The following is a 17973-nucleotide window of genomic DNA, read 5'->3' as shown; positions in this document are numbered from 1 at the left end:
ACTCTATTTTACCGAGTGATGATGGCATGTTTTGATTCCAACGATAGCATACAATGGACAATAGCTTACGATACTGGTAATGGCGAATACCAAAGCAACTATTAATGAAATAATCCCTAAAGTTCCTGAAACTATTCCAGAAAAGTATAGTAGTACTAAAACTGCTGCTACTACCAATCTAATTGCTCTATCGATTGTTCCCATGTTCTTTTTCATGATTTCCAAGGTTTGGTTGATTTTACGGTTCAGTTGAAAAGCGCTTTCAACACAATAAACCTAGCCTATTTTCCCTAAGAAATTCATGACTTATGTCACATAAAAGATTGATTTATCGGCAATTCCTCACTTTACATTTAATTGAATATCAAGTTTATACTAGTGGATTTAACCATATTATTAAAGTATATTCAACTATAGAAAGTAGGTCCTACCTATTTCATTAATTTAATTGGGTTTCCAATGAAACACGTGTAACAACTTATTTTCTATTCATAAAATGAGGGTACTCTTCATTCAATTTACTGAAATGAAACTTTTCAAAATTCTTCCTTGCTTTTTACTTTTCTCTTTTTCCATCCATGGAATCATGGCTAATCATCGTATAAACGCTGTTCCAAACGATACGATTTCCCTTGCCCAGGCTTATATGAACTTGTATTTAACTTCCACATATTATGATTCCATAGATGACGATCGGATTTTAAAAATTCTTGCTTTTGAGAAAGACGAAATTGACCGGATTGAAGACCGAACCTTCATTAGAACCTTTCAGCCTTTACACAGCTTTACTCAGTCCATTTGGTATCAAAACCAAGCAAAGCGGCTCTACCTCCATGATTCGAAACCAGATAGAAATACCTTAAGAAGAATTAAAAGTGTATTGGATCGGAGTATCAATTTTTACAACGCTGCCAAACTAAATGAATATTCCAGCTATTCAATTGAACAGCTTTCATTTTATGAAATCATCAATTTTGACTTAGATGCTGCAGATGATATCCGTTCAGAAATTTATCAAGTGAAAAACCAATACAATGCCTTATTCAATGAAAATATCTATACCGACTTTCAACGCATCTTTCTTAAAGCCAAAGAACGAAATAGGATTGAATTGGATTCGCTTACCTACTATGCTGGACTTTTCGAAATACCTCTGAGTATGTCCACTTTAAACAATACAATTGATTTCCCAAATGCACCTTCATTTAAAAGTTACTCGATTAACCCAGGTTACCGATTAGAAAATAGGCTGGAGTTAATTTCAAGATATTTACAGTTAAAATTTCTCGCTACCCAACGAACTAGACCCCCTGCCAATTTTAATACAGAAACCTTATATCATCATTATGATGAATTTATGGAGCTACTCAGTTTTGAAGAGGATGAGTTTATCAAAAAAGAGCTGACTCCAGAGGTGACGGCTTTGCTTTTTAGCCAACTAAAAAGGAGGTATCCATCTAGAAGGTCTGAAGGGATTAGGGACGAAAGTTTAGCTGCTATTTCTGCACCAAGTCCAGACCAAAACATCATGTACTTTTTCCCAAACCCAGCCCCTAAGTCATCTACCCATCAACTCATCAAAAACTTTAAGCCTGACTTACAGACTTTGAATCAGGTAGACTTATTTTTTAAATCAAAGATGCAAGAAGCAGGATTCGGAAGTAATCATCTCCATTACTATTACGATATGGACGGATATGCCATGACTACCAGCCTCGAAAAGTTCAATAAAGACGGTACCAAAGTCAGCTCAGATAAACGGTTCACAGAAAGCATGGGGGAGGATGGAAAATTTTCCTACTTTGAGATATTCAAGTCTATCTTTTTTGAGGTAGAGTCCGAATTCCGGATGTTCGCATTTGTAGTGGCCTCTAAGCCAGCTACACAGGGTGGCAACCTCATGACTACCAGTTTTGCTGAAGAAATCCTCCAAAACAGCTACCCAACTCTTCCTAATGACTTAAAGGTTAAAACGCTACCCACTAAAGACCTGACCATTCTGGTGTACCATTTTCACCAAAATGACATTGGGCAAGTACCTGAATTGGATTTAAATGGAAGTTGGGATGTACAAGATCACCTCAGAAGCGCGGGGATTCAAGCTCTCAATTAATACCTGAACATTAGCTGCCTTCAGGTGGGTTAGCTTTAAAATACTCCTCATAGGAAAAGTTTCTGGTAATCGTATCCCCTGCATTCAGTAATATCTCGATTTTCATAACTGGACAATATCCATACCCCAAATAGCCTATTGAAAATTGGGATGAAGGATCTCTTGAGATTCGAAGCCGGTCAATAAATCCGGGACAAAAATGATAATGGACCTCTTTGATCTCTTCTTTGCGGAAGGAAGGCACATCTAACCACATCGTGAAATTCCTGTTATTTCCACCTTTATTGGAAGGGCTTACCGATGCTTCTATAGAAATCAAACTATCCAAAGGATAGGTCCGCTCTTTATAAAGAATGTCCATCAAAGCAGAGTCGCTTACATTTTCATAATTTCTCCCACGCCCCTTCATTACTAATCTCAATAACTCTTCCGTTCGATCAAGATCTTTTTGTCTGGCTAAATCTCTTTCCAAATCTGCAATTTGAGACCTTCTATTGTTTATCTCCCTTATCACAAAAAATGAAATACTTATCAGTATAATGCTTGCGATTACTCCTATCCAAACCCTTCTTTCCCTTTTCTTTTTATTCAATTCTAACAGCTTATTCTTTGCTGCTAATTCTTTTTGTTCCCGGATGTATTGTTCACTTTTTTAATCCAATCTGTTTCCTCTTTGGTTTGCTTGAACTTCTCTAAATAGGGTTCAATAAACACCAGTTGTTTTTCGGAGAAATATTCTCTTGCCTCCTCTTTGATTGACACCTGACTTTTGATCAAGCGTTTGATCTCCAACAACGCTTTCTCCTCTACACTTCGTTTTTCAGCGATGGGCTTGGCTAAGGAATCATGCGCGATTTCAAAGGAGTCTATGCTCTCATTATAGCGGAGCATTCGACTATTGATAAAAGCCAAAAGGACTTCTTCCACCAACTTTTTATCAAAATCCGGTAATCGATCAAAAAGCTCTTTCTTGCTGATAGGCTCTTTGGTGCCTTCCAGGGTAGCAAAAGGAGATAAAATTTTCCAGGTGGTATCTACGTTTAACTTCGGGTATTTACCCTTCAATCCACTGGAAATAGAAGCAACCTGCTCTTCCAGGAAATTGCTTAGAATATCCCCGATCTCCCCCATTTCATTGACCTTTGCCAAGGTAAATTCCGCAGGCTTTTCTCTTTTTGATCCCCAGATATATTCAAATAAAGTTTATCTAAAAACACCTGTAAGAAGGGCAATTGGATTGTCAGGGATTTCTTTCCGCCTTTAATTTTTTGGAAAATAGCCTCAGCGACCGCATCTTCTTCACCTGTCTTGATGCTAATATTGGAACCTTCAAAAGCAGCCGCGCCTATAATCACCTGCTTCACTTTATCTAAATTCATAGGTTCTACTCGAAGCTTCTTCTGAAGAAGTTGTGGGATTTCACGTTCGAATTCCACCAAGTATCCCAAATACTCTTCCCGAATGGAAAAAATCATTTTAACAGGCTGGTAGGAATGCAAAATCCCTTTAATTGTTTCTAAAAACTCCTGTTGTTCGGATTTAGATCCCAGAATAAACAGTTCTTCAAACTGGTCAAATATCAGGTATATGGGTCTAAAGGATTTCTGATAGATTGCTTTTAAGGCTTTCCTGGTAGGCGTCAACTCCTCTCCATTCTTGTCCGTTACAGAATCCCAATCATCCACCCACGGTGCACCTTCCTCTTCTGCCTCTCCACCCGCGTTTTTCAAAATGGTTTTCAAGGAGCTGTTGATATTATTTCCCCGTCTGACCATCAAATCCAACCAGTCATGAGGTTGAAACTTGCCAGCTAGCCCACAGTTTATCAAACTGGTTTTACCGGTTCCTGAAGCCCCATAAACCAATACTACGGGAGACTGAAACACCATTTCATACAGGGTATTGATCTCCTCATCCCTTCCAAAAAATACGACCCTATCTTCTCTATCATAGGAATCCAGAAATTTGAAAGGATATTTTTTCATGAAATTATCTTTTAGAGAGTGCGGAAATCAAAATAAATCTTCGGTGGTTTCTTCTTCAATTCCGGTTAGGGTCTTCTTTGCATGATAAAACAAACTATAGACCTTATCGAAATTCATGTCTTTCCTATTTTCCTTTTTGGAAAGCCATCTATTCAAAGCATTTAAATCCTCCTCATCTGGCTTGGGGTTATTGGATTTATTAATCACCACATTGCTGTTATCCTCGATAAACTTGAAGTTCAGATTGCCATCGTCGTAGGTATTGCAATAAGAATAAAAACAAATTTTTGAACCTCCAGTCAAAGCAAGCCCATTATAGTCTATAATAAAGGGGTCCAGGTTAATATTCTTCCTGTAATTGTCTTTAAACAAAATCACCGCATGGGAAATCACAGGTGAAGACTCTCTTCTAACATTACTTTGGCTGGTATTATTCGCCTGACTTTCTCCTACTAAAAACGTATAATTATGCAGGTACAATCCCTCCTCGTCGTTTCGCTGTTGATTAAAATCGATCTCATTAATGGAAATCATTCTATACTCAGCCAGGAAGCTTAAATTTTCCAGAATTATGGACAAATTCTCCTCTGCCTCTAAACAGTCTTTTCCTGAAAGCTCTTTTCCTTTCGTTGATTTCTGAAGCTCCATCAATTGCTCGCAAGCTTGGTAAAAGGAAGTCCCCTCTTGTAGCTGGGGAAGAATTTCCAATGATTCAGAAATCAGGAATTCCAACTTATTGTCTTTGAAAGCTGTGATCAGGTGGTCCATTAGGTCCAAGAAAGCCATCAGGTCCTCTTCCGCGGCATTTTTAAAAAATTTAGCTATGGCTTCTTTTTGCTTCGGAGAAAATTCTGATTTCTTCTCTAAATGATGATCCCATAAGGTAGATATCAAAGAGTAGCAGATCAGTTGAAGGCTTCGCTTTGCGGCCAGTTGACAATTTTCAATATACCTTGTCAACTTACTCGTAGAGTAGAGCTCCTCTCCGATTGACATCAGTTTCCGGATTTGTACTCCAATCACCCCTACATACCCATTGATGATAATCCTTTTGGCTGTTCTAACGAGTTGTGGGTTTTCCTCCCAATCCCCATTGGCACTTAGGAAATCTGCAGCTTTCCTATTATGCTTTCCTATAGCCTCTAATAATCGTTTTGTTAATTCTTCATTGAAAACTACCTGATCAACTTGGGCTTCTTGCCCTCTTTCCCTGTTGGTTTTTGGATCTTTCCCTGAGCTCGTCTCCTCCTCATAATTTGCCAAAAACTTATCTAACTGATTCCTATATTGGTTTATCAGATTGTCAATATTGGTATACTCTGTGTAGAAATGGCCCAAGCCCCCAATTTTCTTTTTAAATGCCAACAGCGTATTGATCTCATCGGTTATAGAGCCAGTATTGATTTGGGCATTCTTAAAGTAAGTCCAAATCATTGGCTTCCCTTTTTCTTTAAAAACTTGGTATGCGGTATCAAATTCCTCCGCGGTATACTTCCCTACTTTGGTAAAAAACAAACACAAAACGATATCGCAGTTACGTATCGCTTCATTGTATTCATTTTGAAGCCTGGAGTCAGAAATAGCATCTAAAAAATTTTCCCATTGCACCAATTCCAAGTACAAGCCTTTCTTATGAAGAATATCATTTTGTCGGCTAATAAAATTCCTGAATTGATCCCTATCTTCTTTCAATTCTGAAGATGAAGCAATGAATATTCGGATCGTTTTCATAGAAAAATCAAATTATCTCAGGAATGGCAAATCACCATTTCACTTTGAAAATGTTCAATTATTCTAAAATACAGAATTTTATCAGAATTAAATTTTCAAAACCATACCCAACATAAATCGTGACCTCCGCCAGCAGGGAATTCTTAAGAATCTTGATCCTTAGTAAAGTACTTGGCCATTACCAATTCGGCCTTTTTCCCTTGAGGAGTAAAATCAGGTTCTCGATCATGCCTGTTGGGATACCACTTCCAAAAATACACTCCAGCCAACCAACTCTTGGGCCATGCTGATTCAAAAATGCCTCGTAACATAATGCTTGCGCCGTTTCCGAAAACTCAATTTCTTTTCGTTCATTGGGCCAAACCCAAGGCTCAATGGCAGCATCCACCGTATTACAATAGCCGATTTCGGTAAACAAAACTGGTTTTTGGTACTTTTTAACCACCTTTTCAACTTTCGGGAGCTGCCTTCCCCACCCTTCTTTTAATTCTTCAAGGCTAGGGTTGTGATCATCTGCTAAGGGGAAATAAGCCTGGATCCCAATATAGTCTAGCTTATCCCAAAAAGTAATGTGTTCAAACTCAGTGAAATTCGCTGCATAGACCAGCTTTCCAGAATAAACCTTTCTAATAGCTGCTATAATCTGCTCCCAATCTTCTGCCCTATCACTAGTCATCTCCAATTCAGTCCCAATGCAAAGCATGGGTATCTCCAACTCCTCTGCGAGCTGGGCATAATCTACAATAAATGCAGTGTAATTAGTGAACCAAGCTTCCCAATCGGCCTTATTTTTCATTTTAATCTCTCCCGGCCAACTTCCCCTCACCCAAAGATGAGGTTTCAGCATATTGGTGATTCCCAATACTTTGGAGGAATCATGGGTCACCTGAATTCCCTTACCTGATTCCCCCCACCATTGACGCTCTGCGTCCACCTCCCAACGAATCTCAGGACTATGGATATCACTTTGCCAACCAAATGGAGTTTGAGAAATGGCATTGGCTCCTATGGCTTTCAAAGCTCTTAACTCACTTCCATCCAAAGGAGATCTACTACCTACCCAACATACACCTTTCCACTTTTCTGAAACCACCAATATTTCCTCTTCCGGCATGCTCCACCACAGCATTCCAAAAGCTAGAAAAACCGCAAAAGAGCTTAACAAATACTTGCTATACCAAGGCTTCATGATTTTTTAATAAGTGTCTGGATCACAATATCTTCTTCTAAGGTACGATGTACAGGGCAACGATGCGAAATTTCTAAGAGTCTTTGTCGCTGATCTTCCCCTAAATCCCCTCCAATTCTATAATTCTGGTAAATCGACTGACTTTTGATTCCTTTTCATTTGGGTTTTTACTGTCATTCAGATGAACCTTGTCATGATTCAAGAAAACCGTCACTTCTTTCAAGTCCCATTTCTTCCTGGTAGCATACATTTTGAGTGTCATAGCTGTACAACTCCCCAAAGAGGCCATTAAAAAATCATAGGGATTAGGACCAAGATTATTCCCACCAACTTCCAAAGGCTCATCTGCAATCATATGATGATAAGGAGTTTTGATTTCTGTGGTATACCCTGGGCCAGATAACCTTACTTTTACTTGGTTTCCATCTGTCAGGTACTTTTCACCTTCTTTCTTATCTACTAAGACATATCGTTTGCTCCAACTTGAAATAAGTTCACCTACATACTGACTATCTTCTTTTTTGCTGATCATATGGTCAGAACCATCCAGGGATACAAAACTCTTCGGATGCCTTGCTGCATGATATAATTCAGAAGCATTATTGATCCCTACAATTTCATCCTGTGGGGAATGGACGATCAATAGTGATTTCTTGAGATTTTTCAAGAGATTTTCTAAAGGCTTCTGATTTAGGTCATCCACGAATTCTTTTGAAATTCGAAAAGGTCTTCCTCCAATCTTTACCTCCGCACTTCCTAATTTCTCTATTTGATCTAGACTTTCTGTAAAAAGATGGGTCACATGCTCAGGAAAAGCCGGGGCACCTATGGTCACCACGGCAGTAACTTTTGGTAGATCCAAACTTGCATACAGCACCGCTGCTCCACCAAGAGAATGGCCAACTAACATTTTTGGGGCTTGATAGGTATTCTCTAAGAAATCAGCAGCATCTTTTAAATCGGTGATATTTGAAGAGAAATTACTCTCTTCGAATTCTCCTTCGCTATTTCCTAAACCGGTAAAATCAAAGCTTAAAACCGCTATTCCTTGTTGAGAAAGGGCAATACTGATTCGCTTAACAGCAGAAAAGTTTTGAGAGCAGGTAAAACAATGAGCAAAAACTGCGTAGTAAATAGGCACCTGATCTAGCGGTTCATACAAATGAGCTGCCAGATCCAGGCCTTTCCTATTCTTAAATGTCAGTTTTTTTGGGTTCATTTCTAGCTTATTCCAACTTTCTCACTTCTATATTTTCAAGAATAATTTCAGAAAGCACTTCTAATTTACCATTTAGATACAACTCCTGCATATCCTCTACTGGGGTTTGTTCACTTTCTGGCTTTAGGTTTAGGTAATCTTGGAATCGAATCCCTCCCACTTCATTTACTTTTATCACGGACCTCATTCTCACTCCACCTCCATCAGTAAGGTAGTAATAGGCCATATAGTCCATCAAATAATCATCTTTACCTATCCAGTAAAGGAACTCATCTTCAAAATCCTCTCCACCTCCATCTTCAGAAAAGGTAACCTTGATCAGATGGTATTCTTCACCTTTAATCTCGGTAATTCCAAGATCGGTTTTGATTGCTGCCCGATCGTTTAAACCATAAGGTAAAAATGCAAAATAGGCAACCGAATTGACCGAACGAGTATATTTTCCTATCCACTCTGCATTTAAGGTATCTAATTCTACCCCATTTACTGTCCGGACAAATCCGTCATTATTTAAAACGTCTTTTACTTCTCCAGAAGGATGCGAAAATTCTCTGATGTATTCAAAGGATTCAGGAGTCTTATATATGGTATAGTGAATGTCTCTGAAATCAAACTCAATGATGGAGGACTGATACGCCTTTCCACCATGGGCTTCAATGGATTTATCGACTATTTTTTCGGCCTCGGTTCTCGGATCACAGGAGGATATCAGAACAATGGAAACTAAAATCAGCGGGTAAAAGAAAGATTTCATAATTGGGGATAAAGAGTGGTTACTTTTGTTGTTTCTCAAGGGTGATTTCAAAATCAGAATATTGGTATTCAGCTCGGACATAGAGTTTTTCGCCTTTTTCATTGATTCTATAGCTGGTTCTTTTTCCATAAAGAAGAAAAGGGCCGGCTTGTTCCATGGTATCATTTTCCACCAAACTACGATGGTCCTTTAATTGAACCTCATTTCCAAGCATTTGATAGCTTACCGGATCAAAATAATACCACCAAACATCCTCCTCAGGTCCGTAGTCTACACGAACTACTTCTGCGAGCTGGCCTGATGCCAATTCTTTTGACCTTCATAATACAAAGATGCTCCTTCATCTTCGAGTAATTTCCAAGGCTGCGCAATCACATAATAAGCCGCATCAAAATCTTTCTTTTTGGATTGAAGAAATCCTTGATTTTTAATGGAGTTCCCGCCCATGGTATAATTCATGGTAGACCCATTAAAAGTAGAAATATGTTCAATACTATCAGAAATCCAAGAAATGGATCCCTCCAAATAAGGCTTCATCCGAAGTTCAATCAATTGATCTGTTTCACTTTCAATCGATCCATCCTCCAGCAATAATCTGGTCCATTTTCTAAATTTCAATGTTTCCAGTTGGTCCCAAGCTTCTTGCCCACCATGTGCCTCTATCGCCTTTTCTAAAATTGATATCGCTTTTTGCTCTGGGCTCTTTGTACATGAGCCAAGCAAAAAAAGAGCGCAAACAATGAGGTAACATATTTTTTTCATGCTGAATCAATGGATAGGTTTTAAATTAAAGTTCTCCTTCTTGAAATCCCAAGTCAATCCAATACCAAGAATCAAATACTCCAAGAATAAAACCCAAGGATTTTCTATGAAATCAACCTGACTATACGCATGATAGGAAAGTATGGCTGAAAAAGTCCAGAATACCATGGATTTCATGTTGGTCAAAAGACTCAATCCAAACGCTGGGATGATATACCAAGGGTGAATAATAGGCTGGAGGAGTAAATATATTAAATAGATCAACACCCAGATTTCAGCCAGTTGACCCATTGACTCCGCTTTTTTCTTCCAAGAAATATAACTAATCCCCACCAAGGTAATTGCACTTAGAATTTTGGTCAATGTTGCGATGGTATTGTATCCTTTTATCCAAAAACCTACTTCTCGAAGAAGGTAATACACAGAGGCATTGAATTCAAATTTACCTTGATACAACTGTAAGCTGGTCAGAAGACTATTCCAGGAATTATTTAGTACCAAGGGCAAAAAACAAATCCCAAAAACAATGATTCCTCCCATCCAAAAACCCAAAGACTTTCTGATTTTCTTTGTTCCCAGAAAGGAAGGAAGCAACATCAAAGGCAGGATTTTCAGACCGACAGCTAAAGACCAAAATGATCCAGAAGCCAAAAATTGCTGCTTTTTATAAGCCCAAAGCGAAAGAAGCAAGGCCAATAAGACCAATCCTTCAAAATGGAGGTTACCACTTAGTTCAAGAATTACAAAAGGGTTGAACCAATACAGAATCAATTTAGAATTCCCTCTCAATAAATTCCACAATAAAATAAACACCCCAACTTCAGAAAGGATCAAAAGTATCCTCAACCAATTAATTCCATTCAGCACATGTTGCTTAGAAAGATAGGAAGCTACCACAAACAGCAGTTGGTTCGTCGGAGGATACACAGAATAATAATTTGGAGAATTCATCAACCCGTAAAGACTTTCCAAATAATCGGTGGAATCCTCTACATGCGTTTCCATCCAATCTGAAGGCGTTTCCAAATAAGGGTTCTGATGAATTCTGATTAGCTCCCCATCCCAAAAAATCGAGCATAATCCTCAGACCATTGCGGTGTGGAATTGAACATGAGAAGCCTTAAAAACAGGCCGGCAACAAAAACTCCCAGCCAATTTATTCTACCATTAGAACTTCTATAAATTACAAGTAGGGCTGCAAAGCAACAGGAATAAATCAGGAAAATTAACCCAAAGGATTCACGGGGAATCTGACTCAAAAAATAAATTCCAATAGCCAAAATTAGCCATAATAAGAATTGCCAACCTCGTTTCAGATTGTCTTTCAAAGCCCAAGAGCCCTTCTCAGCTCCTCATCTTCTGATCCGTTTCTATTCCAATAATCAAGCATTTCCATGCTTTTTCTTGTTCCTATGGTTCGCTCAACTGCTCCATTTTCTTTGGTTTGGATTTCTTCCCAAGACAAAATCTCGAAGGGGAAGAATTTCTGATAACGGACGCTTACCTTCCTATTGATGGATTTATATTCTACTGTGATTTCTGCTTGGTTTCCTGAGACATCTCTTTTGGAAATGGAAGCTCGTTCTACTTTTAAAGGTACATGAGAAAATCTTTGGAAAATTAATGAAGGGATCAAGCGAACATCCCCCTCGGGAACAATAGATGGGTTAAGTCTAATCGTATTAAATAGTTCATCTTCTGCAGCACCATCCAAGCTCAATTCCTGGTCTCCCTCCGATTCAAAATAGGAGAACAGCCGAGCTTTATAGGATCCATTTTTCCAGTTTAATTGGGTAAAAGACTGTCCACACCATTCGGTGACAGATGCAGTAATTTTAAAGGCATTTTCTTCATCATATACTGGAGTAAAAGCTGAAAGCATGGTATGATAGGGATAAATCCCAGTCACAAATTCCCTGGTCATATTCATTTTCAGAACTTTTCGGGCATCTGCCCCTGCATCTTCAGGGTGATCCAGTTTCACTTGTTTTCTCCTTGAAAAGTCTTCTGTCACGAAAATCATCACTGCTTCCCCTTCACGCTTTTCTCCATAGCGGTATTGTTCCAAATCAAAGACATTAATTTCGGCCTTCCCTTGGTACCAGTAGTTGGAAAACTGATTCTCGTCCACTCCAGACCGGGGATTTACACCACAGCCGAAAAGCATGATGAAAGAAAAGAAAATTGCTAATTGTCTCATTTTAAACCAATTTACCAATATTTAAAAATCGTCCAAATTATTTTGTACCCTGCACCGATCACGCCTTTAACAGTTCCACTCACTTTGGAGACACCTATCCTTTTTCTATAATTCACAGGCCTTTCTGTATACCTCAGTCCTTTTTTATGCGCTTTGATTTGCATCTCTATGGTCCAACCAAAGTTTTGGTCTTCCATATTCAAGCTCAATAACTTCTTCCAGGCAATTGCCCTAAAGGGACCAAGGTCGGAATAATTCGCTTTTTGAATATAGCGCATCATCGTAGTGGCCAGCCAATTTCCAAAAACCTGAGGAAACGTCATAGATCCTGCTTCCTTTTGACCTTTCGCCCTGGAACCAATCACCATTTCTGCTTCATTCTCAATGATTGGCTTCACCAAACCCTCCATTTCCTCGGGATAGTCGCTGTAGTCCCCATCCAGAAACACCACGATGTCTGGTTGGATCTTTTGTTTTTCAATCCAGGCCATTGCGGTCAAACAGGCTTTTCCATATCCTTTTTGAGGTTCAAAAACCACTACGGCTCCTTCTTGTTCAGCAGCATCTTTGGTCCCATCATTGGAATTATTATTGGCGACTACCACATGCCTGACAAAATCCGAATATCACGGATTACATAGGGAATCGATTTTTCCTCATTGTAGGCAGGAATGATCACATCAATAATTACTGGATTATTGAAATCGTTAGGATTTACCAAGACTATAAGCTTTGAATGAGGTAATAAAAACCAAACTATATCCCAGAGCTAACATGAGATGGAAAGGGAGCATTTCATAAGTTCTCCATTGCATATGAAGGAAAACCATTCCCCAAAAGATCAGGGCGAACAACCCTTCGAAGTAAGTGGTAATCGGGATCCTGAAATTAATATAATTATTTGATTGAAGGCCTTGTTTTCCTCCTTCCAAATTAAATTTTGGTGTTCGGATAAAGGGGGATTTTTTTCCTGAAAGCCCTTCCCATACTGCCTGGGCATTGTGAAGTGCCAATCCCATAGAAACAGAAAGGAATAACGGAAGTTGCCAAAACACTTGTCCCAAGCTTTTGATGAAAGACCTTCTGGCATAGAAATAAGAGACCAAATACACTCCTGCGATAATTACGAAACCAATCATAAATACCCCTGCCAACTTGAATAGTTTTTCAGGAATCAAACCGGTCACCCCTGCCCACCAAACGCCAATGCTACTAAAACTCACCAGTAAGATCGCAATGAAAATGCTACTGTTGAAAAGATGAGCGAACGCATGAAATTTCACCCGAAAAGGAAGCGCCTGTGCCATCACCCCATGGATATGTTTGACCGCACATTCTGCCCCGCCTTTGGTCCATCTAAATTGCTGGGATTTCACAGCAGACATAATAGGCGGAAGCTCCGCTGGGGATTCAATTTCCGGTCGGTACACAAACTCCCATCCTTTTCGCTGAGCCCGATAACTAAGATCAAGATCTTCTGTCAGGGTATCATCATGCCAGTTTCCAGCATCAAGAATACAGCTCTTCCTCCAAATTCCACCGGTTCCGTTAAAGTTGATGAACGCTTGCTGATTATTTCTTCCCATTTGTTCGATGAGAAAATGTGCATCCAAGGCAAATGCCTGTAAGCGCGTCAACAAAGAATAATTTCGATTCAAATGGGTCCACCTTGTCTGGACCATCCCTATCTTTTCTGAACTGAAAAATGGCAAAGTCTTGCGCAAAAATCGGGATCAGGAACAAAATCCGCGTCAAAAATGGCGATAAATTCACCACTAGCCTTGTCCAGTCCATCTTTCAAAGCACCTGCTTTAAAACCTGCCCTATTGGTTCGGTGAATGTATTGGAAATTTATTTCGGGGTATTGTGCAATCTTTTTTTCAACAAGTCCGCTGTTTCATCGGTACTGTCGTCTAATACTTGGATTTCCAACAACTCTTTTGAGTAATTCAATTTGGAAGCAGCCTCAATCAGGCGCTCTACCACATAAAGTTCATTGAAAACAGGAAGCTGAACGGTTACTTTCGGCCAGTTTTCCATTTCCTTTACCGGGATGCTGGCCAACTTTTTCGGGCCTTCCAAAAATTCCAAAGAAGGTTGCCCTGGGCAAGACTATAAACAAATATGAATAGCATCCCCAGGATGTATGTTCCTATCAATAGGTAAAGAAAGATCATTTAGGCGTTCAACTTTATGGAATCATTTCCAATAATAATGGGCAATTCATTGATTCTGCCTTCTTCCGAATCGTTTTCCAGTTTTAACACCCCTCTTGGACAAACTGAAGAACAAACTCCGCAACCAACACAGCTGGATCGGACAATGTTTTGGCCTCTTTGTGCATACCATCTTACATCTATCCCCATTTCGCAATAGGTAGAGCAATTTCCGCAAGAAATACACTGTCCTCCATTGGTGGTAATTCTAAACCTGGATTTGAATCGTTGAACGATTCCCAAATAAGCGGCGAGAGGACATCCAAATCGGCACCACACTCTATTGCCCATAAAAGGGTAAAATCCGGTACCAACAACTCCTGCAAATGCTGATCCTATAGCAAAACCATAAAACGAATGTAACTGGTTCGTTACATTTCCCAAAAGAGAAAATCCTGAAAAGTAATTAGCAATAGTCAAAACTGTCATGACCACTGCCAAAACCAATACACTATGGATAATAACCCGTTCATATTTCCAGGCTTTTAAACGCTTGTCTGATAATTGTCTGTAGGGATCCCCAACTGTTTCAGCCAATCCACCACAACCACAAACCCAGGAACAATACCATCTTTTTCCAAAGAAATAGGTAAAAACAGGCACCCCTATAATGATCAACAAAATCCCCCAAATCAGCATAAACATACCAACACCGCCTCCACTAAGAAAGGCATCTATTTGGTAGTCATAAAAGAAATCATAATCCAGAGGCCAGATGTTTTTAAAATCAAAATAAGGTTGATTAAATAACACCAAGATTTCAGGTATCAAAAAAGCAAAGGCTGTTTGAAAAAACATGACCGAGGCAGTTCGGAGCTGTTGGTATTTATTCCCTCTATATTTTCGAAACATCCTGATTCCCATCACCAGGATTGCAAGGGTGTATATAAATCCGTAGAGGAACCATTGACTGGCCGGATGACCACTTAACATCTGGCTCAAGGGATCCACCATGGCCACTAAATTGACCAGATACGCTGGATACCAATACAAAATGATGTAAAAGAGAATTAAATAGGCGCCGGTTATCATCCCCATCCAGCCTCTATTTTTCATGGCAGAATGAAATACCCCATTATTCTTAACTCCCTCGGATTCGCCTTGATAGCTAGGAAGATTGTACATCAGTCCCCCTAAGACTGCTAATCCTACCGAAAGCAGTAAGAAGAGCATTGGGTTATCCTTAACAGGACTACTCAAAGCAGCTTTCGCCAAAGGAAAACTATAGTCATCCCAAATGACCTCATCCCACAAGGACTGGGATTTTAATTGGTCATTGTATTGATTGAAATACTCCTTGAAACTCCCTATAAATGAGAAGTTAGAACTGAATTCCTCTCCATATAGTGGAGCAAGAATTTCCACCATCTTTTCTTGGTGAATATCTTTTGTGTGTTCTATTACTTGGGTTTCAATCAGTCTGTAACTCCCCAAAAATGGAATGACGGTAAAGAGTCCTATCCCCACCAAAAACAATAGTATGCCTATTTTTTGAATCAATTTCATATGCTTGCTCCCAGAAGTTTTTGGATGAACGATCTCTTCCCTATTTTAATGGCTGTGCCGAATTGGGCATTATAGGCCTTTTGGATTTCCTGGATGTAAGGGGCAAAAACTCTGGGTCAAAATTGGCCTTCTCCAGCTGTGCAATCACCTGTTCACCCTTCCATCTTCCTTTAATGACTTTGTCAAAGAATTCATGTTTCAGACGAAACCCAAAATTATTTACACCTTGAATGGTACCATCTTTTAGCATTAACATCCGAAATGCAACCTTTCCAGATGAATGTTCCCAATAAAAGGAGTCAAATTCCTCCGTTGACCATTGGGGAGGAACAGTTCCATAAGTCTGGTACTCAATATCCAGGAACTTTGCAGAATTAAACCAAACGCCTGGTTGGTAGGGTGTAGGCTTTCCATGAAGGGTATAAGCCAAGGTCTCCCCATGCATTCTTCCGGTATACCACACCTGCTCCACCAATTTTCTATCCGGTGCAGGGGCTTGATGAAACTCTGCACAATCTCCAATTGCATAGACATTCGGGATATTGGTTTGAAAGAGCGAGTCTACTTTTACTCCTCTATTTACTTCCAGTTTACTTTCCCTTAGGAAATCAATATTAGGGGTCACTCCTGCGGTCAAGCCTACAAACTGACAGTAAATCTCTTCTCCAGATGAAGTAATCACCGATTTCACCCGTCCGTGCTGATCTGAAACAATTTCTTTTAATCCAGTTTCCAGCCTTAAATCAATATGATGTGCCTTCACATGCCTTCCTACCAAGTCCGACTCTTCTTTTGGTAATACATTATTCCAAAACCCTCCTTCCCGCACCAAAAACGTCACAGGAATCTTCCGATAGGCCAACATCTCAGCCATTTCTATTCCGATCAGCCCTCCGCCCACAATCACTGCTCTCTCCACACCATCCTTTGTCAAATCTTCCATGGACTCTAAGTCCTGCTTGGAGTAAAGCCCTTGCACACCTAACAAATCTTGCCCAGGCCAGCCAAATTTATTTGGTTTTGATCCCGTAGCGATCACCAACTCATCATAGCTTAACTCATTAGTCGATTGAAACATAAGTTTCTTGTTTTCAAAATCAACTTCCTTTACCCAGTCATGGAGTAATTCAATTCGATTTTTATTCCAAAACCAAGGCTCATAGGGTTGCGTGTGTTCAAACTTCATATGCCCCATGTAGACATACATCAAGGCTGTTCTTGAAAAAAAATACTTCGATTCCCCTGAAATTAAAGTAATACGGATCTGATCATCCAATTTCCTTAATTGGCGGGCACATGTGACTCCGGAAATTCCATTGCCAATAATCACAACGTGTCGGGTTTTACTCATTAATAGGGCTGGTTTTCTGAAGTTTGTTAACTATTATCTGAATCTAAAATCCTCGATTACTGTTTATTGAGATTCCAATCGTAATCTAAGTAACTGATTTTTGCATTCTTATCAATTTTCACTCGGCTGTATTGATTCAAAAATCAATTAAACTGCCATCATTTGTAAAATCTCCCTTAAACCAAGAAAAGATCGAGGAAATCTGGATAGAATTTTTGGTGATTTTATTTCTTACTCCATCGTTTATAAATGCGATGGCTTGTTTATTGAGTTGCTCTTCAAGTTTAGAAACGGTGAATGCCTCATTCAACAGTGGTGGGCATGATATAGAAGCACAGTTCACCGCAAAATGAATTCTTGGTTCCTCAAATTCTTTCCTTAAGATGCCATGTTCAATCTCATCCAGGTTGAACTCTTCTCCCCCTATCTCAAAGAATTTATAATGCCAGACATCGCTGATCATAGGGATTTTTAAAGCAGGCCCTAAGTCCCTGATACTATTGGTGGGGTAATTATCTACGATCAATTTAACAGTAAACCCATTATAGGCATTAATCCAATACACTAATTGCTCTTCTTTGGACCAAGTCGCTTTATTGGGCGGGTTATCACTTAAAGTCTGAAGGTAGGAGTTGAGTTTGGATTGGTCAGATACAAACCCCTCATAATCCACCATCCCCTTTGCATCCACATGTTTTTTTAAGAGTTCATCCCAAACTTGATGGTCAGGGACTTTAACTTCCTTTGAGGGGGTTAAGGGTCCTTCTAGTGATTTTTCATTACCATTCGATCCTTCCGAATTTGAACTTTGGCAGGCTAAGGAGAAAAATGCCATTCCCGCCAATAAATAGTTTTTAATGCTCTTCATGATGTCGTTTTTCATCTCATACGGTCCCTTCCAGTCAAAGATCAGTCAAAAAGTAGTTATGTCGTCCACCTGACAGATT

General features: G+C 39.4%; 21 protein-coding genes. 1 reads left to right on the top strand and 20 read right to left on the bottom strand.

Annotated features, from left to right (window positions below; translation table 11 throughout):
• Positions 1-3: 3 nt before the first annotated feature.
• Positions 4-216: a DUF2892 domain-containing protein gene (locus V8V91_RS24095; RefSeq protein WP_373397608.1), complete on the bottom strand. Its 213-nt coding sequence runs from the start codon at positions 214-216 to the stop codon at positions 4-6.
• 370 nt (positions 217-586) lie between these two features.
• Between V8V91_RS24095 and V8V91_RS24090 the strand changes: the two genes are divergently transcribed.
• Positions 587-2113 (top strand): hypothetical protein, encoded by a 1527-nt coding sequence (locus tag V8V91_RS24090; RefSeq protein ID WP_373397607.1) that lies wholly within the window; start codon positions 587-589, stop codon positions 2111-2113.
• A 10-nt stretch (positions 2114-2123) separates the two neighbouring features.
• Here the strand turns inward: V8V91_RS24090 and V8V91_RS24085 are convergent, their stop codons facing one another.
• From V8V91_RS24085 to V8V91_RS23995, 19 genes are all read right to left on the bottom strand, one after another.
• On the bottom strand, positions 2124-2705 hold the full coding sequence (locus V8V91_RS24085) for a pYEATS domain-containing protein (RefSeq protein ID WP_373397606.1): 582 nt from the start codon (positions 2703-2705) through the stop codon (positions 2124-2126).
• A gap of 23 nt (positions 2706-2728) precedes the next feature.
• The gene (locus V8V91_RS24080) at positions 2729-3262 is read right to left on the bottom strand and encodes a hypothetical protein (protein ID WP_373397605.1); all 534 of its coding nucleotides are present in this window, start codon (positions 3260-3262) and stop codon (positions 2729-2731) included.
• A complete protein-coding gene (locus V8V91_RS24075; protein WP_373397604.1) occupies positions 3220-4098 on the bottom strand; it encodes an ATP-binding protein in 879 nt (292 codons plus the stop codon). Before V8V91_RS24075 ends, V8V91_RS24080 begins: the two co-directional genes overlap by 43 nt.
• A 27-nt stretch (positions 4099-4125) precedes the next feature.
• Positions 4126-5829, bottom strand: coding sequence for a hypothetical protein (locus V8V91_RS24070; protein ID WP_373397603.1), 1704 nt, complete (start codon positions 5827-5829; stop codon positions 4126-4128).
• Between the two features lie 178 nt (positions 5830-6007).
• Positions 6008-7018, bottom strand: coding sequence for a hypothetical protein (locus V8V91_RS24065; RefSeq protein ID WP_373397602.1), 1011 nt, complete (start codon positions 7016-7018; stop codon positions 6008-6010).
• 100 nt (positions 7019-7118) lie between these two features.
• Positions 7119-8237, bottom strand: coding sequence for an alpha/beta fold hydrolase (locus tag V8V91_RS24060; RefSeq protein ID WP_373397601.1), 1119 nt, complete (start codon positions 8235-8237; stop codon positions 7119-7121).
• Positions 8238-8244: 7 nt separating this feature from the next.
• Entirely contained in the window at positions 8245-8991 is a 747-nt protein-coding gene (locus V8V91_RS24055; protein ID WP_373397600.1) for a DUF6503 family protein, read from the bottom strand.
• A gap of 19 nt (positions 8992-9010) precedes the next feature.
• Positions 9011-9298 (bottom strand): hypothetical protein, encoded by a 288-nt coding sequence (locus tag V8V91_RS24050; protein WP_373397599.1) that lies wholly within the window; start codon positions 9296-9298, stop codon positions 9011-9013.
• Complete coding sequence (locus tag V8V91_RS24045) at positions 9271-9714, bottom strand: hypothetical protein (protein WP_373397598.1); 444 nt, start codon at positions 9712-9714, stop codon at positions 9271-9273. The genes V8V91_RS24050 and V8V91_RS24045 overlap by 28 nt, the downstream gene beginning before the upstream one ends.
• A 45-nt stretch (positions 9715-9759) precedes the next feature.
• Positions 9760-10779, bottom strand: coding sequence for a glycosyltransferase 87 family protein (locus V8V91_RS24040; protein WP_373397597.1), 1020 nt, complete (start codon positions 10777-10779; stop codon positions 9760-9762).
• A 298-nt stretch (positions 10780-11077) separates the two neighbouring features.
• The gene (locus V8V91_RS24035) at positions 11078-11953 is read right to left on the bottom strand and encodes a hypothetical protein (RefSeq protein ID WP_373397596.1); all 876 of its coding nucleotides are present in this window, start codon (positions 11951-11953) and stop codon (positions 11078-11080) included.
• Positions 11954-11964: 11 nt separating this feature from the next.
• Positions 11965-12558, bottom strand: a complete 594-nt coding sequence (locus tag V8V91_RS24030; RefSeq protein ID WP_373397595.1) for a glycosyltransferase family 2 protein — start codon at positions 12556-12558, stop codon at positions 11965-11967.
• The gene (locus V8V91_RS24025; RefSeq protein WP_373397593.1) at positions 12552-12674 is read right to left on the bottom strand and encodes a hypothetical protein; all 123 of its coding nucleotides are present in this window, start codon (positions 12672-12674) and stop codon (positions 12552-12554) included. Before V8V91_RS24025 ends, V8V91_RS24030 begins: the two co-directional genes overlap by 7 nt.
• A complete protein-coding gene (locus tag V8V91_RS24020; RefSeq protein ID WP_373397591.1) occupies positions 12661-13677 on the bottom strand; it encodes a glycosyltransferase in 1017 nt (338 codons plus the stop codon). The genes V8V91_RS24025 and V8V91_RS24020 overlap by 14 nt, the downstream gene beginning before the upstream one ends.
• Entirely contained in the window at positions 13638-13793 is a 156-nt protein-coding gene (locus V8V91_RS24015; RefSeq protein ID WP_373400799.1) for a glycosyltransferase, read from the bottom strand. The genes V8V91_RS24020 and V8V91_RS24015 overlap by 40 nt, the downstream gene beginning before the upstream one ends.
• Positions 13794-13804: 11 nt before the next feature.
• A complete protein-coding gene (locus tag V8V91_RS24010) occupies positions 13805-14044 on the bottom strand; it encodes a hypothetical protein (protein WP_373397590.1) in 240 nt (79 codons plus the stop codon).
• An 86-nt stretch (positions 14045-14130) separates the two neighbouring features.
• A complete protein-coding gene (locus tag V8V91_RS24005; protein ID WP_373397589.1) occupies positions 14131-15675 on the bottom strand; it encodes a 4Fe-4S binding protein in 1545 nt (514 codons plus the stop codon).
• 40 nt (positions 15676-15715) lie between these two features.
• Complete coding sequence (locus V8V91_RS24000) at positions 15716-17026, bottom strand: NAD(P)/FAD-dependent oxidoreductase (protein WP_373397588.1); 1311 nt, start codon at positions 17024-17026, stop codon at positions 15716-15718.
• A gap of 136 nt (positions 17027-17162) precedes the next feature.
• Positions 17163-17909: a DUF547 domain-containing protein gene (locus V8V91_RS23995; protein WP_373397587.1), complete on the bottom strand. Its 747-nt coding sequence runs from the start codon at positions 17907-17909 to the stop codon at positions 17163-17165.
• Positions 17910-17973 lie beyond the last annotated feature (64 nt).

The sequence above is a fragment of the Algoriphagus halophilus genome (assembly GCF_041729275.1).
Lineage (GTDB): Bacteria > Bacteroidota > Bacteroidia > Cytophagales > Cyclobacteriaceae > Algoriphagus > Algoriphagus halophilus_A.
Note: the sequence above shows the minus strand (reverse complement) of the source record. Positions and strands in the feature narration are given on the sequence as shown.